This window comes from Paraburkholderia podalyriae, assembly GCF_014397785.1.
GTDB lineage: Bacteria > Pseudomonadota > Gammaproteobacteria > Burkholderiales > Burkholderiaceae > Paraburkholderia > Paraburkholderia podalyriae.
The window spans coordinates 1-16,482 of record NZ_VZQQ01000023.1 but is presented as its reverse complement, the minus strand read 5'-3'; the positions used below and the strand labels follow the sequence as shown (position 1 = coordinate 16,482).

The 16,482-nt window shown below is 65.2% G+C and carries 16 protein-coding genes and 1 pseudogene; 10 read left to right on the top strand and 7 right to left on the bottom strand.

Annotation, left to right across the window (positions count from 1 at the left end):
- Nucleotides 1-11: 11 nt before the first annotated feature.
- The 6 genes from araG to pyrF all read left to right on the top strand — a co-directional run bounded on the left by araG (nt 12) and on the right by pyrF (nt 6,682).
- On the top strand, nt 12-1,586 hold the full coding sequence (gene araG / locus F6X42_RS24605) for an L-arabinose ABC transporter ATP-binding protein AraG (RefSeq protein ID WP_187636695.1): 1,575 nt from the start codon (nt 12-14) through the stop codon (nt 1,584-1,586).
- Between the two features lie 54 nt (nt 1,587-1,640).
- Nucleotides 1,641-2,657, top strand: coding sequence for an L-arabinose ABC transporter permease AraH (gene araH / locus F6X42_RS24600; RefSeq protein ID WP_187636694.1), 1,017 nt, complete (start codon nt 1,641-1,643; stop codon nt 2,655-2,657).
- A 42-nt stretch (nt 2,658-2,699) separates the two neighbouring features.
- Entirely contained in the window at nt 2,700-3,500 is an 801-nt protein-coding gene (locus F6X42_RS24595; RefSeq protein ID WP_187636693.1) for an SDR family NAD(P)-dependent oxidoreductase, read from the top strand.
- Nucleotides 3,497-4,438, top strand: coding sequence for an SMP-30/gluconolactonase/LRE family protein (locus F6X42_RS24590; RefSeq protein WP_187636692.1), 942 nt, complete (start codon nt 3,497-3,499; stop codon nt 4,436-4,438). The genes F6X42_RS24595 and F6X42_RS24590 overlap by 4 nt, the downstream gene beginning before the upstream one ends.
- Before the next feature lie 220 nt (nt 4,439-4,658).
- Nucleotides 4,659-5,720: an aldose 1-epimerase gene (locus F6X42_RS24585; RefSeq protein ID WP_187636691.1), complete on the top strand. Its 1,062-nt coding sequence runs from the start codon at nt 4,659-4,661 to the stop codon at nt 5,718-5,720.
- Between the two features lie 146 nt (nt 5,721-5,866).
- Complete coding sequence (gene pyrF, locus F6X42_RS24580) at nt 5,867-6,682, top strand: orotidine-5'-phosphate decarboxylase (RefSeq protein WP_187636690.1); 816 nt, start codon at nt 5,867-5,869, stop codon at nt 6,680-6,682.
- A 51-nt stretch (nt 6,683-6,733) separates the two neighbouring features.
- On the opposite strand, the gene F6X42_RS24575 is transcribed toward pyrF, so the two are convergent.
- The 4 genes from F6X42_RS24575 to thiL form a co-directional block, all read right to left on the bottom strand.
- The gene (locus F6X42_RS24575; protein ID WP_187636689.1) at nt 6,734-7,264 is read right to left on the bottom strand and encodes a cupin domain-containing protein; all 531 of its coding nucleotides are present in this window, start codon (nt 7,262-7,264) and stop codon (nt 6,734-6,736) included.
- Between the two features lie 30 nt (nt 7,265-7,294).
- Entirely contained in the window at nt 7,295-7,795 is a 501-nt protein-coding gene (locus F6X42_RS24570) for a CinA family protein (RefSeq protein ID WP_187636688.1), read from the bottom strand.
- Nucleotides 7,796-7,902: 107 nt separating this feature from the next.
- Nucleotides 7,903-8,478 carry a phosphatidylglycerophosphatase A family protein gene (locus tag F6X42_RS24565; RefSeq protein ID WP_187636687.1) on the bottom strand — a complete coding sequence of 192 codons (576 nt, stop codon included), beginning with the start codon at nt 8,476-8,478 and terminating at the stop codon, nt 7,903-7,905.
- Entirely contained in the window at nt 8,468-9,469 is a 1,002-nt protein-coding gene (thiL, locus tag F6X42_RS24560; protein ID WP_187636686.1) for a thiamine-phosphate kinase, read from the bottom strand. The genes F6X42_RS24565 and thiL overlap by 11 nt, the downstream gene beginning before the upstream one ends.
- A 140-nt stretch (nt 9,470-9,609) precedes the next feature.
- Between thiL and F6X42_RS24555 the strand changes: the two genes are divergently transcribed.
- The 3 genes from F6X42_RS24555 to F6X42_RS24545 all read left to right on the top strand — a co-directional run bounded on the left by F6X42_RS24555 (nt 9,610) and on the right by F6X42_RS24545 (nt 13,362).
- On the top strand, nt 9,610-11,949 hold the full coding sequence (locus F6X42_RS24555; protein ID WP_187636685.1) for an NADP-dependent malic enzyme: 2,340 nt from the start codon (nt 9,610-9,612) through the stop codon (nt 11,947-11,949).
- A gap of 422 nt (nt 11,950-12,371) precedes the next feature.
- A complete protein-coding gene (locus F6X42_RS24550; protein ID WP_187636684.1) occupies nt 12,372-12,785 on the top strand; it encodes a ribonuclease in 414 nt (137 codons plus the stop codon).
- A gap of 16 nt (nt 12,786-12,801) precedes the next feature.
- Nucleotides 12,802-13,362: a barstar family protein gene (locus F6X42_RS24545; RefSeq protein ID WP_187636683.1), complete on the top strand. Its 561-nt coding sequence runs from the start codon at nt 12,802-12,804 to the stop codon at nt 13,360-13,362.
- Nucleotides 13,363-13,490: 128 nt separating this feature from the next.
- Here F6X42_RS24545 and F6X42_RS24540 read toward each other — a convergent pair whose 3' ends face one another.
- From F6X42_RS24540 to F6X42_RS45970, 3 genes and pseudogenes are all read right to left on the bottom strand, one after another.
- Nucleotides 13,491-14,231 carry a 16S rRNA (uracil(1498)-N(3))-methyltransferase gene (locus tag F6X42_RS24540; RefSeq protein WP_187636682.1) on the bottom strand — a complete coding sequence of 247 codons (741 nt, stop codon included), beginning with the start codon at nt 14,229-14,231 and terminating at the stop codon, nt 13,491-13,493.
- Nucleotides 14,232-14,250: 19 nt separating this feature from the next.
- On the bottom strand, nt 14,251-14,664 hold the full coding sequence (locus F6X42_RS24535) for a VOC family protein (protein ID WP_187636681.1): 414 nt from the start codon (nt 14,662-14,664) through the stop codon (nt 14,251-14,253).
- Between the two features lie 103 nt (nt 14,665-14,767).
- A pseudogene (locus F6X42_RS45970) lies at nt 14,768-14,941 on the bottom strand (polyamine aminopropyltransferase); the annotation flags it as partial.
- A gap of 82 nt (nt 14,942-15,023) precedes the next feature.
- Here F6X42_RS45970 and F6X42_RS24530 point away from each other — a divergent pair.
- Nucleotides 15,024-16,175 carry an IS110 family RNA-guided transposase gene (locus F6X42_RS24530; protein ID WP_187636680.1) on the top strand — a complete coding sequence of 384 codons (1,152 nt, stop codon included), beginning with the start codon at nt 15,024-15,026 and terminating at the stop codon, nt 16,173-16,175.
- Nucleotides 16,176-16,482 lie beyond the last annotated feature (307 nt).

The window sequence follows — 16,482 nt, the reverse complement described above, 5'->3', positions numbered from 1 at the left end:
AAGGAGGCGAAGTGTCAGCGACGCTACGTTTTGACAATATCGGCAAGGTTTTTCCAGGCGTGCGTGCGCTCGACGGTGTGTCCTTCGACGTCAACGTCGGCCAGGTGCACGGCCTGATGGGCGAAAACGGCGCCGGGAAATCGACGCTGCTGAAAATTCTCGGCGGCGAGTATCAGCCCGATTCGGGCCACATGATGATCGACGGCAACGAGGTGCGCTTTCCGAGCGCGGCCGCGTCGATCGGCGCCGGCATCGCGGTGATTCACCAGGAACTGCAGTACGTGCCCGACCTCACGGTCGCGGAGAATCTGCTGCTCGGCCAGTTGCCCAATGCGCTCGGCTGGGTCAACAAGCGCGAGGCGAAGCGCTTCGTGCGCGAACGGCTCGAAGCGATGGGCGTCGCGCTCGATCCGAACGCGAAGCTGCGCAAGCTGTCGATCGCGCAGCGGCAGATGGTCGAAATCTGCAAGGCGCTGATGCGCAACGCGCGCGTGATCGCACTCGACGAGCCGACCAGCTCGCTGTCGCATCGCGAGACCGAGGTGCTGTTCAAGCTGGTGCGCGATTTACGCGCCGACAACCGCGCGATGATCTACATCTCGCACCGCATGGACGAGATCTACCAGCTGTGCGACGCGTGCACGATCTTCCGTGACGGTCGGAAGGTCGCGTCGCATCCCACGCTCGAAGGCGTGTCGCGCGACACGATCGTCAGCGAGATGGTCGGGCGCGAAATTTCGGATATCTACAGCTATTCGGCGCGGCCGCTCGGTGAAGTGCGCTTCGCGGCGAAGGCGATCGAAGGTCATCCGCTCGCCCAGCCGGCGAGCTTCGAGGTGCGGCGCGGCGAGATCGTCGGCTTCTTCGGACTCGTTGGCGCGGGCCGCAGCGAACTGATGCATCTGGTGTACGGCGCCGAACATAAAAAGAGCGGCGAACTCACGCTCGACGGCAAGCCGATCAAGGTGCGCAGCGCGGGCGAGGCGATCAAACACGGCATCGTGCTATGCCCCGAGGATCGCAAGGAAGAGGGCATCGTCGCGATGGCGAGCGTCGCGGAGAACATCAACATCAGCTGCCGCCGTCACTATCTGCGCGCGGGCGTGTTTCTCGATCGCAAGAAGGAGGCGCAGACGGCCGACCGTTTCATCAAGCTGCTGAAGATCAAGACCCCGCATCGCCGGCAGAAGATCCGCTTCCTGTCGGGCGGCAACCAGCAGAAGGCGATTCTGTCGCGCTGGCTCGCCGAGCCCGATCTGAAAGTCGTGATTCTCGACGAACCGACACGCGGCATCGACGTCGGCGCGAAGCACGAGATCTATAACGTCATCTATCAGCTTGCGGAGCGCGGCTGCGCGATCGTGATGATTTCGTCGGAATTGCCCGAAGTGCTCGGCGTGTCCGACCGGATCGTCGTGATGCGCCAGGGCCGCATTTCCGGCGAGCTCGCGCGCAAGGACGCGACCGAGCAGTCGGTGCTGAGCCTCGCGCTGCCGCAAAGCTCGACCGCGCTGCCTGATAACGCAAACCCGAACGCAAATGGGAATGCCGACGCCGCCAACCAGAGCGCGTCGCGCGCGGCCTGAACCTTATCCGGACGTGAGTCCGCAACCCGTGGGGAACGGGGAGGAGTATTGAACATGCAAGCCAGAGAAAACCTCGCGCAGCAGACCGCCAAGAGCGCGGCCGACGCGCTGATTCCGCAGACCAGCGACAAGGCCAAATGGTGGCAGCAGATCACCGAATACAGCCTGATCGTGATCTTCATCCTGATGTTCGTCACGATGTCGCTGACCGTCGATCATTTCTTCTCGATCGAGAACATGCTCGGCCTCGCGCTGTCGATCTCGCAGATCGGCATGGTCGCGTGCACGATGATGTTCTGTCTCGCGTCGCGCGATTTCGACCTGTCGGTCGGCTCGACCGTCGCGTTCGCCGGCGTGCTGTGCGCGATGGTGCTCAACGCGACGAACAGCACGCTGATCGCGATCGTCGCGGCGGTCGCGGCGGGCGCGGTGATCGGCTTCGTCAACGGCGCGGTGATCGCTTATCTTCGCATCAACGCGCTGATCACGACGCTCGCGACGATGGAAATCGTCCGTGGCCTCGGCTTCATCGTGTCGCATGGGCAGGCGGTCGGCGTGTCGTCGGATACGTTCATTGCGCTCGGCGGGCTGACGTTCTTCGGCGTGTCGCTGCCGATCTGGGTCACGCTGATCTGCTTCATCCTGTTCGGCGTGATGCTGAACCAGACCGTGTACGGCCGCAATACGCTAGCGATCGGCGGTAATCCGGAAGCGTCGCGGCTCGCCGGTATCAACGTGGAGCGCACGCGCGTCTTCATCTTCCTGATCCAGGGCGCCGTCACGGCGCTCGCCGGCGTGATCCTCGCGTCGCGTATCACGTCGGGTCAGCCGAACGCCGCCGAAGGCTTCGAGCTGAACGTGATCTCCGCGTGCGTGCTCGGCGGCGTGTCGCTGCTGGGCGGCCGCGCGACGATCTCCGGCGTCGTGATCGGCGTGCTGATCATGGGCACGGTAGAGAACGTGATGAACCTCTTGAACATCGACGCGTTCTACCAGTACCTGGTGCGCGGCGCGATCCTGCTCGCGGCGGTGTTGCTCGACCAGTTGAAGAACCGCGGGTCGCGCGATTGAGTCGCTTTCACCTTATCCCCAAGCACATAAAGGAATCGAACGATGTCGTCTCCGGCCAATGCAAACGCCAGTCTCGCTGACACCGCGTACGCGCGCTATCCGAGCCTCGTCGACCGTACGGTGCTGATCACGGGCGGCGCGACCGGCATCGGCGCATCGTTCGTCGAGCACTTCGCGGCGCAGGGCGCGCGCGTCGCGTTCTTCGATATCGACGCGAGCGCGGGCGAAGCCCTCGCCGACCAGCTCGGCGATTCGAAGCACAAACCGCTCTTTCTGGCCTGCGATCTGACCAACATCGACGCGCTGCAAAAAGCGATCGCCGACGTGAAGTCCGCGCTCGGTCCAATCCAGGTGCTGATCAACAACGCGGCGAACGACAAGCGCCATCAGATCGGCGACGTGACGCGCGAGTCGTTCGACGCGGGCATCGCGGTCAACATCCGCCATCAGTTCTTCGCGGCGCAGGCCGTGATGGAGGACATGAAGGCCGCGCGTAGCGGCTCGATCATCAACCTCGGCTCGATCAGCTGGATGCTGAAGAACGGCGGCTATCCGGTGTACGTGCTGTCGAAGTCCGCGGTGCAGGGGCTCACGCGCGGGCTCGCGCGCGACCTGGGCCACTTCAATATCCGCGTCAACACGCTGGTGCCGGGCTGGGTGATGACCGACAAGCAGTTGCGCCTGTGGCTCGACGATACCGGCCGCCGCCAGATCAAGGAAGGCCAGTGCATCGACGCCGAGCTGATGCCGGCGGACCTCGCGCGCATGGCGCTGTTCCTCGCCGCCGACGACAGCCGTATGATCACCGCGCAGGACATCGTCGTCGACGGAGGCTGGGCGTGAGCGCCAAGCCGCGCGTACAGCGGGCCACGCTGCTGCTCGACGCGCAATGCGAACTCGGCGAAGGCGCGACCTGGTGTGCGCAGAGCGGCCGCTTCTACTGGACCGACATCGAAGGCGCGCGGCTGTGGCGCTACGATCCGGCCGACGGCCGCAGCGATTCGTTCGACATGCCCGAGCGGCTCGCCACCTTCGCGCTGTGCGAAAACCCGCGCTACGTGCTGGTTGGGCTCGCGTCGCATCTCGCGTTTTTCGATCTGCAGACCGGCAATACGCGGCGGATCGTCGACGTCGAGCCCGGCATCAACACGCGCGTGAACGATGGCCGCTGCGATCGGCAAGGGCGCTTCGTGTTCGGCACCAAGGACGAGAGCGGGAAGCTGCAGGCGGTCGCCGGCTTTTATCGGTTGAATCACGATCTGTCGCTCGAACGTTTGCCGTTGCCAGCACCGGCGATTTCGAACAGCATCGCATTCAGTCCCGACGGCGCGACGATGTATTACTGCGATTCGCCGACGCGTGAAATCCGCGCGTGCGACTATCGCGCGGAGGGCGGCATCGCGAACGATCGCCTGTTCACTCGCCTGAGCGATGCGAACGGCATCCCCGACGGCTCGACCGTCGACAGCGACGGCGGCCTGTGGAACGCGCAGTGGGGCGGCGCGCGCGTGGTGCGCTACGGTCCCGATGGCGTGGAAACCGAGCGCATCGATGTGCCGACCACGCAGCCGAGCTGCGTCGCGATCGGCGCTGCGGCTCTCGGCCAGGCCGCGGGCAGCGCCCAGGCCGAAACGCCACTCGACACGCTGTACATCACGAGCGCCTACGCCGAGCTCGATGCGACGGCCCGCGCGGCCGATACGCTCGCGGGCGACGTGTTCGTTGCGACGCTCGCGCGGCGCGGTGTGGCCGAGCCGCTGTTCCAGGGCGCGCCGCTGTAGCGCAGAATGGCGCAGCCCCGGCCGCGCGCCGGGGCCGCGATCCTGAAGGTGAAGCAAAAGTCGATGTGGCAGTTTCGGTCTGCGAGCGACACGCACGCGACCGGCCGGCAACGTATCGGCAGCATGCAGTTCGGACTCGAGGCGAATTCGTCAGAAACTATCGCCCGCCACACCCGTCAATCCTGACGGCAACGTCCCACGCCTCTCGATGGAGCTAGATATGACTGTTGCGAATCTCGTTTCAGCCTCATCCACAACCTCTCAAACGCGACGCTCGCGACTTGCCGCGGCGGCCAGCCCCGTGCTGGCGGGCCCGAGCACGTCGGCGGTGGCCCTCGGCGAAGGCAGCGCCGGCGATGTCGCGTGCATCACGCTCGCCAACTCGCAATTGCGTCTCGATGTCGCGCCGACGCTCGGCGGTGGCGTGACCCGCTTCGACTGGCGCGACGACGGCGCGCTGACACCGATCTTCCGGCGTTGCCGCCACGTCGGTGTCGACACGCAACCGAACCAGCTCGCCTGCTATCCGCTGCTGCCGTACTCGAATCGCATCGGCGGCGGCCATTTCAGCGTGGCCGGGCGGCGCGTCGAGGTGCCGCGCAACCGCGCCGACGAGCCGCTACCGATTCACGGCGACGGCTGGCTCGCGCAATGGCAGGTGCTCGAAGCGGACCGCGAGCACGTGCGGCTCGCGCTCGATCGCCACGACGGCAAGCCGTACGCGTTCCGCGCGACGCAAACCTACACGCTCGACGGCCCGTCGCTCGTCGTCGCGCTCGACATCGAAAACGCTGGCCGCGAGACGCTGCCGTTCGGACTCGGCGTGCATCCGTTCTTCGTGCGCGACGCGGACACCGAGCTGTCGGCGGCGGCCGGCGGCCTGTGGCTGTCGGGCGACGACTGGCTGCCGGTGCGCCATGTGCAGGCGCCGCCCGCGTGGCAGTTCGGCGTCGCATATCCGCTGCCGGAGACGATCGTCAATCACGCGTTCACCGGCTGGAGCGGCCAGGCGGCCGTGGTGTGGCCGAAGCGCCGGCTGTCGCTGAACATCGCCGCCGACACCGACTATTACGTGCTGTACACGCCGCCCGGCGAAGACTTCTTCTGTTTCGAGCCGGTCGACCATCCGATCAACGCGATGAACCTCGCCGGTGGCGCGAGCCAAAACGGCATGACCCTGCTCAAGCGCGGCGAACGGTTGACGCGTACGTTCCGTTTTACGGTCGAGCGTACCGGGTTGCGCTCGATGCCGGGCGGGCGTGGCGCGCGGCGCAGACAGTAGCCGAAGCCGCCGCCAGCGGTACGGGCGCTGGGCGCGGCTACCGCAAATGCGGCGCGGGACCGAGCGGGCCGCGATCGACGGACGGCGATCGCGGGACAGGTAAAATACGCGCCTCCTCCGATTACCGGCTCGCCGCGAGACTCACCATGTCCCATTTCATCCAGACACTCAACGACGCCTGGCAGCGCACGAACTCGCTGCTGTGCGTTGGCCTCGATCCCGAGCCCAGCCGATTCCCGGGCGCGCTCGCGGGTCGCGCCGACGCGATCTTCGATTTTTGCCGCACGATAGCCGATGCGACCGCGCCGTATGCATCGTCGTTCAAGCCGCAGATCGCCTACTTCGCCGCGCATCGCGCGGAGGACCAGCTCGAGCAGCTGATCGCTCACATTCATGCGAACCATCCGGGCCTGCCAGTGATTCTCGACGCGAAGCGCGGCGATATCGGCAGCACGGCAGAGCAGTACGCACGCGAGGCGTTCGAGCGCTACCAGGCCGACGCGGTAACGGTCAATCCGTACATGGGTTTCGATTCGATCGAGCCGTATCTCGAATACGCAGGCAAGGGCGTGATCGTGTTGTGCCGCACGTCGAACGCGGGCGGTTCCGACCTGCAATTCCTCGAGACGGGGGGCCGGCCGTTGTACCAGGTCGTCGCGCAATTGGCCGCGCAGAAGTGGAATGCGAGCGGCCAGCTCGGGCTCGTGGTCGGCGCGACGTTTCCGAAGGAAATCGAAGTGGTGCGCGGGATCGTCGGCGACATGCCGCTGCTGATTCCGGGCATCGGCGCGCAAGGCGGCGACGTGCAGGCCACCGTGAGCGCCGGCCGGATCGCGAACGGCACCGGCATGCTGATCAATTCGTCGCGTGCGATCATCTACGCAGGCAAGGGCGACGATTTCGCGCAAGCGGCCGCGCAGGCCGCAAAGGATACGCGCGACCGGATCAACGCGTTTCGTTGAACCGCCGGGCGATCCCGCGGCGGGCGATCCCGGGACGGGCGGCCCGGCGCGTCAATCCGCCGCTCGCAGCCGCCCGATCAACCTCGCATGGCGCGGATGCCGCGCCTTCAGCGCGTCCACATCCGCGAGCTCGAACTCGCTGAATTCGAAGCCAGGCGCGACCGTGCAGCCGACCAGCGCGAACGACGCCGGATCGGCGCACTCTGCCGCGAACCACAAGCCGGCCGGCACGACTGCCTGACACACCGTATCGGGATGCGTGATCGGATTGCCGAGCCGGTGCGTGACGAGCGCACCGCTGGCAGCGCTTTCATCCAGCACGTGGACCAGCAGCGGCTCGCCAGCGTAGAAATGCCACACTTCGTCGGAACGGATCCGATGCCAAGCCGACTGCGCGCCGTCGCACAGCAGGTAGTAGATCGCGGTCGATGCCGCGCGCGTGTCGTCAGCCTCGCGCGGTTCGCCGACGCGCAGCACGCGAGCGGCCGACCGGTAGGTCTCCGCGAAAAAGCCGCCTTCAGGATGTGGCTTCAGATCGAAGCGGCGGATCAGTTCATCTGCAATCGCGCGCGGTTCCGGCATAGCCGCCTCTTCAGTGATGGTCAGCGCCGCTCAATGCTCGCGCTCGTCGAGCAGTGCCAGCAGGCCGCGCAGCGCGTGCGCCGCGGCCTGCACGCGGATCTGCTCGCGGTCGCCCCTGAAATTCTTCGTTTCCGCCGACGTATGCAGCCGGTTGCTCCAGCCGAACGACACCATGCCGACCGGCTTGGTTTCCGTGCCGCCGCCGGGTCCGGCGACGCCGGTGACCGACAGCGACACCTGCGCGCGGCTGTTGCGCAGCGCGCCTTCGGCCATCGCGCGTGCGACCGGTTCGCTGACCGCGCCGTGCTTTTCGATCAGGTCGGCCGGCACACCGATCATTTCGCTCTTCGCCTGATTCGAATACGTGACGAAGCCGCGCTCGAACCAGCCGCTGCTGCCGGAGATGTCGGTGATTGCGGTCGCGACCATGCCGCCCGTGCAGGACTCGGCGGTCACGAGCATCAGGCGCTCCTCGCGCAGACGGTTGCTCACACGGATGGCGAGCTGATGAACGACGGAATCGGTGGGCATGGCGTCAGTGAATCCGGAAAACGAAGCCGGCCGCGAGGCGCGGCGAGCGGCAAGGGTGGGCGGCGACCGAAAAGAGTCGAACGCACTCGAAGGTGATCAGGCAGTGCTCAAACCGACATCCGCCACAGCGCAATCACGAGCAACGTAAAGAATGCGGCGACCAGGTCATCGAACATGATGCCGAAACCACCTTTCAGCCGGCGGTCGAAGTAGCCGATCGGTGGTGGCTTCACCATGTCGAAGAAGCGGAAGATCACGAACGCCCACACCTGGCCGGTGAGCGTGGCAGGCGTGACCATCAGCAGCACGAGCCAGAACGCGACGATTTCGTCCCACACGACCGCCGACGGATCCTCGACGCGGAGCCGCTTCGCGGTAAAGCCGCACAGCGCGATGCCACCGAGAAAGCCGACGGCGATCAGCGCGCCCCACTCGATGACCGTTAGATAGCGGCTCAGCACCGCGAACGAGGCCCACGCGAACAGCGTGCCGAGCGTGCCCGGCGCGACGGGCGACAGGCCGCTGCCAAAGCCTAGCGACAGGATATGGACCGGGTGCGACAGCATGAAGCGCGCGGTCGCGCGGCGCGGCTGAACAGGCTTCGGCGCGCGCGGTCCAGGCGCCTGAGGTGGCTCGCCGCCGAGGAAGTCGTCGGCGGGACCGAGCGAAGGGTCATTCTGCATGAAAGTGATCGAAACCTTGCAACGTCACAGTGAGCGGCGCGCCGGTGGCGTTGCGCCACGCGATGGCCGGGCGGTCGGTGGCCGCCTCCAGTGCGCTTATTGTACCGATGCGTGTGACCGGCACGGACGCCTTCTGCGCGGCGTCCTCGACCGCGGCGCGGGCGGCGGCGGGCGCGGTGAAGCACAGCTCGTAGTCGTCGCCGCCCGCGAGCGTGCAGCGCTGCTGTACGTCGGGCGCGAGGCGGCGTAGCGCGGCCGAGCGCGGCACCGCATCGACGTCGACGCTCGCGCCCACCGACGAGCGCTCGAGGATATGCAGCAGATCACCGGCAAGCCCGTCCGACACATCGAGCGCCGCATGTGCGATGCCGCGCAGCGCGAGGCCGAGCGCGATGCGCGGCTCGGGGCGTTCGAGCGCCTGGCGCAACGTCGCGGTGTCGCTCGCGTTGGCGGACCATTCGCCGCGTCGCACGCCGAGGCCGGCGCGCGCGTCGCCTAGCGTGCCGGAGACCCAGATGTCGTCGCCGGGTTGAGCGGCATCACGCCGCAACGCCGTTTGCGGCGGCACGCTGCCGAATACCGTAATGCACAGATTCAGGGGCCCGCCCGTCGTATCGCCGCCGATCAACTCGCAACCGTAACGCTCGGCCAACGCGAACAGGCCTTCGCTGAAGCCCGAAAGCCAGGCTTCGTCGGCTTTTGGCAGCGAAAAGGCGAGTGTGAACGCTTGCGGCTGCGCGCCCATTGCGGCGAGATCCGACAGATTGACGGCGAGCGCCTTGTGGCCGAGCGCTTCGGGATCGATATCCGCGAAGAAATGACGCCCTGCGACGAGCATGTCCGTCGATATCGCCAGCATCTCGCCGGCAGGCGGTGCCAGTAACGCGCAATCGTCGCCGATGCCGAGCGTGCCGTCTTCAGCACGGGATGGCCGCGCGGCGGCGGCGCGGCGGGCGAAGAAGCGGTCGATCAGCGAAAACTCAGAAAGCATGGCGGACGATGAGCGAAGAACGAGGGTACGAGTAGCGCGGAGCGGGTTGATCGAGCGCGGGGCGCAACGCGCTTTCACGCTATTTCAGTCGCGGCTGTTGTACCCGTATTGAAGGAATTGCGTAGGCAATTGGGGCTACAATGCCGTCGAACGTCTATTCTAATCTGCACTGCGAAGCCCGCCTTATGTCGAATCCCGTCAATACCAAACTCCGCGAAGCCGCTCTCGATTACCACGAGTTCCCGACTCCCGGCAAGATCGCGATTGCCCCGACCAAGCAGATGCTCAACCAGCGCGACCTCGCGCTGGCTTATTCGCCGGGTGTCGCGTTCGCGTGCGAGGAAATCGTCGAGAGCCCGCTGAACGCCGCGCGCTTCACCGCGCGCAGCAACCTGGTCGGCGTCGTCACGAACGGCACCGCGGTGCTGGGTCTCGGCAACATCGGGCCGCTCGCGTCGAAGCCGGTCATGGAAGGCAAGGCCGTGCTGTTCAAGAAGTTCGCTGGCATCGACGTGTTCGATATCGAGATAAACGAAACCGATCCGCACAAGCTGGTTGAGGTCATCGCCGCGCTCGAGCCGACCTTCGGCGGCATCAACCTCGAAGACATCAAGGCGCCGGACTGCTTCATCGTCGAACGCGAATGCCGCAAGCGCATGAAGATTCCGGTCTTCCACGACGACCAGCACGGCACTGCCATCGTCGTCGCGGCCGCGGTCACCAACGGCCTGAAGGTCGTCGGCAAGGACATCAAGGAAGTCAAGCTGGTCTCCTCCGGCGCGGGCGCGGCGGCGCTCGCATGTCTGGACCTGCTCGTCGACATCGGCCTGCCGCTCGAAAACATCACGGTGACCGACCTCGCGGGCGTGGTCTACAAGGGCCGCACCGAACTGATGGACCCGGTCAAGGAGCGTTTTGCGCAGGAAACCGACGCGCGTTCGCTCGCCGAGGTGATCAACGGCGCGGACATTTTCCTCGGCCTGTCGGCTGGTGGCGTGCTCAAGCAGGACATGGTCAGGCAGATGGCCGCCAAGCCGCTGATTCTCGCGCTCGCGAATCCGACGCCGGAAATCCTGCCGGAACTCGCGCTCGAAGTGCGTCCGGACGCGGTGTTATGCACGGGCCGCACCGACTACCCGAACCAGGTGAACAACGTACTCGTGTTCCCGTTCCTGTTCCGCGGCGCGCTCGACGCCGGCGCGACGACGGTCACGCGCGAGATGGAAATCGCCGCGGTCAACGCGATCGCCGAACTGGCGCGCCAGGAGCAGAGCGATATCGTCGCAACCGCGTACGGCATCCAGGATCTGTCGTTCGGACCGGAATACCTGATTCCCAAGCCCTTCGATCCGCGTCTGATCGTCAAGGTCGCGCCCGCAGTGGCGAAGGCCGCGATGGACTGCGGCGTCGCCGAGCGTCCGATCGAGGACATGGACGCGTACGCGCAGCATCTGCAGCAGTTCGTCTACCACAGCGGCACGACGATGAAGCCGATTTTCCAGCTCGCGCGCAGCGTCGAGCCGGAAAAGAAGCGCATCGTGTTCGCGGAAGGCGAAGAAGAACGTGTGCTGCGCGCAATCCAGATCGTCGTCGACGAAAAGCTCGCCAAGCCGATCCTGATCGGCCGGCCAGCGGTGATCGAGCAGCGTATCGCGCGTTATGGCCTGCGGCTCGTCGCGGGGCAGGACTACACGGTCGTCAATACCGATCATGACGAACGTTATCGCGAGTTCTGGCAGGAATACGCGAAGATGATGTCGCGCAAGGGCATCACCACGCAGATGGCCAAGCTCGAGATGCGCCGCCGCACCACGCTCATCGGCTCCATGATGGTCAAAAAGGGGGAGGCGGACGGCATGATCTGCGGTACGGTCAGCACGACGCACCGCCACCTGCACTTCATCGACCAGGTGATCGGCAAGAAGCCGGGCGCGAAGGTCTACGCGGCGATGAATGGACTGGTGCTGCCGAATCGGCAGATTTTCCTCGTCGATACGCACGTGAACGTCGATCCGACGCCGGCCGAGCTGGCCGAGATCACGATCATGGCGGCCGAGGAAGTGCGCCGTTTCGGTATCGAGCCGAAGGTTGCGCTCGTGTCGCATTCGAACTTCGGTTCGAGCAATGCGCCGACCGCGCAGAAAATGCGCGATACGCTGGAGATCCTGCGCGAACGTGCACCGGAGCTGCAAGTTGACGGCGAAATGCACGGCGATGTCGCGCTCGACGCCAACCTGCGCCGCGAGGTGCTGCCTGATTCGACGCTCGAAGGCGACGCGAACCTGCTGGTGCTGCCGAACATCGACGCGGCCAACATCTCGTACAACCTGCTGAAGACGGCGGCCGGCAACAACATCGCGATCGGCCCGATCCTGCTCGGCGCGGCCCAGCCGGTGCACGTGCTGACGCCGTCGGCGACGGTGCGCCGGATCGTCAACATGGCCGCGCTGCTGGTTGCGGACGTCAGCGCAACCCGCTAACTGCATATTGCTACGGGCCGCGACAGGCCCGGCGCCGGTTCTCCAACCGACGTGCCCTGAAAAAAAGGGCGTGCCCGCAATCGGCACGCCCTCGGGGCAAGCTGGGGATCGCCACCCCGAAAAATGGCAATGACACAGCCTTTCGGCTGAGTAGTTCCAGGCTCTAACAACCGGAATCGAACGCCTCGGCCAGCGGCCGCTTGCACCGCCTGCGCGCTGTGTTCGGTCACGGCTGAGCTCAGTTTAGCCCGATCGAGCTAAACATACTGTCAAAAGTCGTCAAAGTCCCGACCACCGGCTTCTCCGCGGCGCGCGGCGGGTGTCGTCGGTCCGTCGAACGTTGATTCCAAAGGCTATTAGCGATACCCTTACGACTTTCATGGTCGTCAAACTCGTGGTCTGACAGCGGGGAAACCTGATACATGGCACGCAACTGGTTGCGCATGAAACGCGTGCTGATCGGTGCTGCCGCGCTCTGCGCGTTGTCCAGTTCCGCGCCCGAGGCGCTAGCGCGAGAGTATTCGGCGCCCGCTGAGGCGCAAGCGCAGGTAGGCACTATCGCGCTGGCGCAATTGCCGCGCGAGGCGGTCAATACGTTGAACCTCGTTGCCGCCGGCGGGCCTTATCCGTATCAGAAGGACGGCATCGTATTCGGCAACTACGAACGGGTGCTGCCCGCCCATCGGCGCGGTTATTACCACGAATACACCGTCCCCACGCCTCACGCGCGTAATCGCGGGGCGCGCCGCATCGTCTGCGGAGGTCCGCTACAGCGGACCGACAATTGTTATTACTCGGACGACCATTACACCAGTCTTAATCGTATTGTTGAATGACATCGGGATGAATGGCATGAGCGACAACATCTACGCGCACGATTCCGGAGTCGCGACGGATCTTTTCGCGGCCGGCGACGGCAATTTATTCCAGCGCGTCATGAAGATGCGCGCCGACGAGCAGGGTCGCGACAATCAAAGCGAGGCTGGCACGGTGGTTTCATCGAACGAGGAGCCCATGAGCCTTTTCAGGACGGTGCGGCCGAATATCGTGCAGTCGATCCGCGCGTTCCGCGTGCAGGATCTCGCCGATGAGGCGAACCAGCTGGGCCAGCACTTCCTGTATGCATACTGCGCGAACGCCGCCTCGAAGCAGGAAGTGCTCGAGACGATCGCGACGTCGTTCCTGTTTCCCAAGCATTTCGGCAAGAACTACGACGCGCTTTACGATTGCTTGACCGACCTCGTGCACAAGGCCGGCGCGCAGCCCGGCTTCGTGATCGTGCTCGAACACCTGCCGATCGCGCAGAAATTCGACAAGGAAGGGCGCGAGACGCTGCTCGACGTGTTCCGGGAAGCGGCCGAATTCTGGGCCGAGCGCAAGGTCGCGTTCCGGGTGTTTTACTCGTTCGCTTGAGCTTCGTCAGACTTCGCTTCTTCAGGCGCTTTGCTCGAATCTGGCAGCGAACGTCGCGGTAAAAACGGCAAAGGCCCGCTAACTGGCGGGCCTTTGCTTTTGCGCGCGCTGCTCAAGCCAGTTCCCGCTTACCAACCGCCCCAACGCGCCGCCAGCGCTGCCAGCACCGCGATCCCCGCGGTTTCCGTGCGCAGCACACGCGGACCCAGGCCCACGGCGGTAAAGCCCTGTTCGACGGCGGCGGCTTCCTCGTCGGCGGAAAGTCCTCCTTCGGGGCCGATCAGCAGTGTTACGCCGCCGTGCGGCGGCGCGTCGGGCAACGCTGCAAAGCCGATGTTCGCGCGCGGCGACAGCAGCAGGCGCAACTCGTCGGGCGCGGGCTCGCGCGGCAGCGTATCAAGCCACGCGCCTAGTTCCCGCACCGGCATCACCTCCGGCAGACGATTACGCCCACACTGCTCGCACGATGCCCGCACCACCCCCTGCCAGTGCTGCTGCCGCCGCTGCGCGCGCTCGCCGGTGAGCCGCACGACGCAGCGAGCGGTCGTGAGCGGCGCGAAGCCCGAGGCGCCGAGTTCGACCGCCTTCTCGATCAGCCAGTCCATCTTGTCGCCGCCGGCAATGCCTTGGGCGAGCATCAGCCGATACGGCGGCTCGACCTCGACCGCGCGAAACTCGCCGATTTTCACGCGAGCCGAACGGCGTTCGACCTCGACGAGTTCGGCGCTGTATTCGCCGCCCTGGCCGTTGAACAGCACGAGCGAATCGCCAGGCTGTAGGCGCAGCACGGCCACGTGGCGCACCACGTCGTCGGGTAGCGCGATCACGTCGTCGGGGTAAAGCGGCGTATCGACCAAAAAACGGGGCATCGACGAAAGACTCTCGAATTCAGGAAAGGTGGCGGGCAAGTGCCCAGCGATAGCCGTCGATATCCTCGACCTGCGCGAAGCGGTCGCCCCAGAATTGGTCCTGCGGTTCGCTCAGCGACCTGGCGCCGGCCACGAGCGCGCGAGCATACACGGCGTCGACGTCTTCGACATACACATAGAACGATTGCGGCGCGATCGTGTCTGCGCTTTTCGGCGTCTTCGCGGTCGAACCGAACGCGCCTTCGGGCGCGAACATCACGATCAACTGGCCTTGATAGGTCATCTCGACGTGCATGACGACCCCGTCGTCCTGCACGCTGTCGCGCACTTCGAAGCCGAACGCCGCCGAAAAGAAAGCCGTCGACGCGCGCGCGTCGCGCACCGTTAGATAGGGGGTCAGCCAGGGCACACCGGCGGGGCGGGGGGCGGTCATGGAGTTCTCCGGAGCTCGTGGGGCGCGAGGCCACTGTTGCAGTTTACGGTCGGGCGCGGCATGCGGACATCGCTCGAACCGATTCGCACACGGTGTCCACGCTTCAAATGGACGACTTCATCAATGGGCTCAGTTTATCGCGCACCGATCGCGCTGCCGAGAATAGCCCCGCGTGCAGGGCTGGTTCGTAATGGCGCAGCGAATCGATGCCGCGCGCGGCCAGACGCCCGGCCAGCGCGTCGGCGCTCAGCGCGGCGGGGTCGAGCGTGTCGCTGGCGATAGATCCTATGAAGCATCCAGGTCGTCGACTGGCTAACGCCTAAAATCGGCGTACCGAGGTTTGCTCACGGGAGAGCATCATGCGTACAGATCAGGGATACACGCGTACTGCGGAACCGGCGCTGGCGGTGTCACTCGAACTCGCTGCGGCGAAGTGGAAGGTAGCGTTGCACGACGGGCAGCGGGAGCAGCCGGCGGTGTACACCGTAGCGCAACCGCAAGCCCCCGCGCGCCTACAGGCCGTGCTGGAAGTGATCGAACAACAGAAGCTGAAGTGGTCGCTGCCCGCGGGCGTGCACCTTGTCGTGAGTTATGAAGCCGGCCAGGACGCGTTCTGGATCTATCGGGCGCTACGGGCACGCGGTATCGAGTGTCATGTGGTCGATCCAGCGAGCATTCCGGTCGAGCGCCACAAGCGGCGTGCCAAGACTGACCGGCTTGATGCAATCAGGCTGGTGATCAGCCTGCGCGCGTGGCTGCGCGGCGAGCGCGACCGCATGCACGTGGTGCACGTGCCGTCACCGCAGGACGAAGCGTCCCGCCATCTGATGCGCGACCGAGGGGAACTGCAGAAAGAGGTGCTACAGCATCGTGACCGGATGCGCAAACTGCTTGTCACGCTCGGCTGCTGGGATGAGGTTGACCACAAGGCCTTCGCCGCCCGCCTCGCCCGTGACCAGGTGCGGTGTCACGACGGTGCGCCACTGCCGCGCGAGCTGCGGGAGCGGCTGCTGCGCGAGTGCGAACGGCTGGCGCTGGCCGTGCAGCAACTCGCGGCACTCGAGAAAACGCAACACGCTGGCCTGCCCGCACCCGCACGCGAAAGGATCGATCTTCTGACGCAGCTAAATGGCATTGGCCCGGTGGGTGGCTCGCGTCTAGCGCTCGAGCTGTTCTGGCGGGACTTCCATAACCGGCGCGAAGTTGGGGCCTGCGTAGGGCTGGTTCCACAACCCTACGACAGTGGCGAGAGCCAGGTGGACCAGGGGATCAGCAGGCAGGGCAACCGTCGCGTGCGCGCACTGCTGATTGAGATGGCGTGGTGCTGGATCCGTTACCAGCCTGGCAGTGCACTGGCGCAGTGGTTCAACCAGCGCACGCAAGGCACGGGACCGAATCGCCGCGTGCGGCGCATTGCGATCGTCGCAGTAGCACGACGCCTCGCGATCGCGCTGTGGCGCTACTTGAAGGACGGCGTGATACCCGAAGGCGCACAACTGAAGTCAGTCTGAGCCCGAAAGGTATCGCGACAACGCAATCAAGGGTGGAACGATACCTGTCGATCGAGAGTTTGAAGTGAACATGCCCGTGTTGATGGCGGGTTGCTAACGCGACCGATTAAACAGATGGGGCATGCTCCCGGAACAGGTTCCGGCGTAACGCGCATAAAGGATGAGGCTGGCCATACGCCAGCGGATAGATGCTATGAAAGGGACGCGATAACGCGGAGCCCTACAATTCCCACATCGCATCGGTTCGCGTTAAAGGAGGGCATCATGCGAAATTCCGCTTACGCAGCTGGCAGAGAGGAACTCATAC

What these genes read in the sequence shown, in the direction of transcription:
- F6X42_RS24545 (WP_187636683.1), top strand. Translation starts at nt 12,802, where the DNA reads ATGAGCGACAACATCTACGCGCACGATTCCGGAGTCGCGACGGATCTT.
- thiL (WP_187636686.1), bottom strand. Translation starts at nt 9,469, where the DNA reads ATGCTTTCTGAGTTTTCGCTGATCGACCGCTTCTTCGCCCGCCGCGCC.
- F6X42_RS24585 (WP_187636691.1), top strand. Translation starts at nt 4,659, where the DNA reads ATGACTGTTGCGAATCTCGTTTCAGCCTCATCCACAACCTCTCAAACG.
- araH (WP_187636694.1), top strand. Translation starts at nt 1,641, where the DNA reads ATGCAAGCCAGAGAAAACCTCGCGCAGCAGACCGCCAAGAGCGCGGCC.
- F6X42_RS24555 (WP_187636685.1), top strand. Translation starts at nt 9,610, where the DNA reads ATGCCGTCGAACGTCTATTCTAATCTGCACTGCGAAGCCCGCCTTATG.
- F6X42_RS24575 (WP_187636689.1), bottom strand. Translation starts at nt 7,264, where the DNA reads ATGCCGGAACCGCGCGCGATTGCAGATGAACTGATCCGCCGCTTCGAT.
- F6X42_RS24540 (WP_187636682.1), bottom strand. Translation starts at nt 14,231, where the DNA reads ATGCCCCGTTTTTTGGTCGATACGCCGCTTTACCCCGACGACGTGATC.
- F6X42_RS24595 (WP_187636693.1), top strand. Translation starts at nt 2,700, where the DNA reads ATGTCGTCTCCGGCCAATGCAAACGCCAGTCTCGCTGACACCGCGTAC.
- F6X42_RS24530 (WP_187636680.1), top strand. Translation starts at nt 15,024, where the DNA reads ATGCGTACAGATCAGGGATACACGCGTACTGCGGAACCGGCGCTGGCG.
- pyrF (WP_187636690.1), top strand. Translation starts at nt 5,867, where the DNA reads ATGTCCCATTTCATCCAGACACTCAACGACGCCTGGCAGCGCACGAAC.
- F6X42_RS24570 (WP_187636688.1), bottom strand. Translation starts at nt 7,795, where the DNA reads ATGCCCACCGATTCCGTCGTTCATCAGCTCGCCATCCGTGTGAGCAAC.
- F6X42_RS24550 (WP_187636684.1), top strand. Translation starts at nt 12,372, where the DNA reads ATGGCACGCAACTGGTTGCGCATGAAACGCGTGCTGATCGGTGCTGCC.
- F6X42_RS24535 (WP_187636681.1), bottom strand. Translation starts at nt 14,664, where the DNA reads ATGACCGCCCCCCGCCCCGCCGGTGTGCCCTGGCTGACCCCCTATCTA.
- F6X42_RS24565 (WP_187636687.1), bottom strand. Translation starts at nt 8,478, where the DNA reads ATGCAGAATGACCCTTCGCTCGGTCCCGCCGACGACTTCCTCGGCGGC.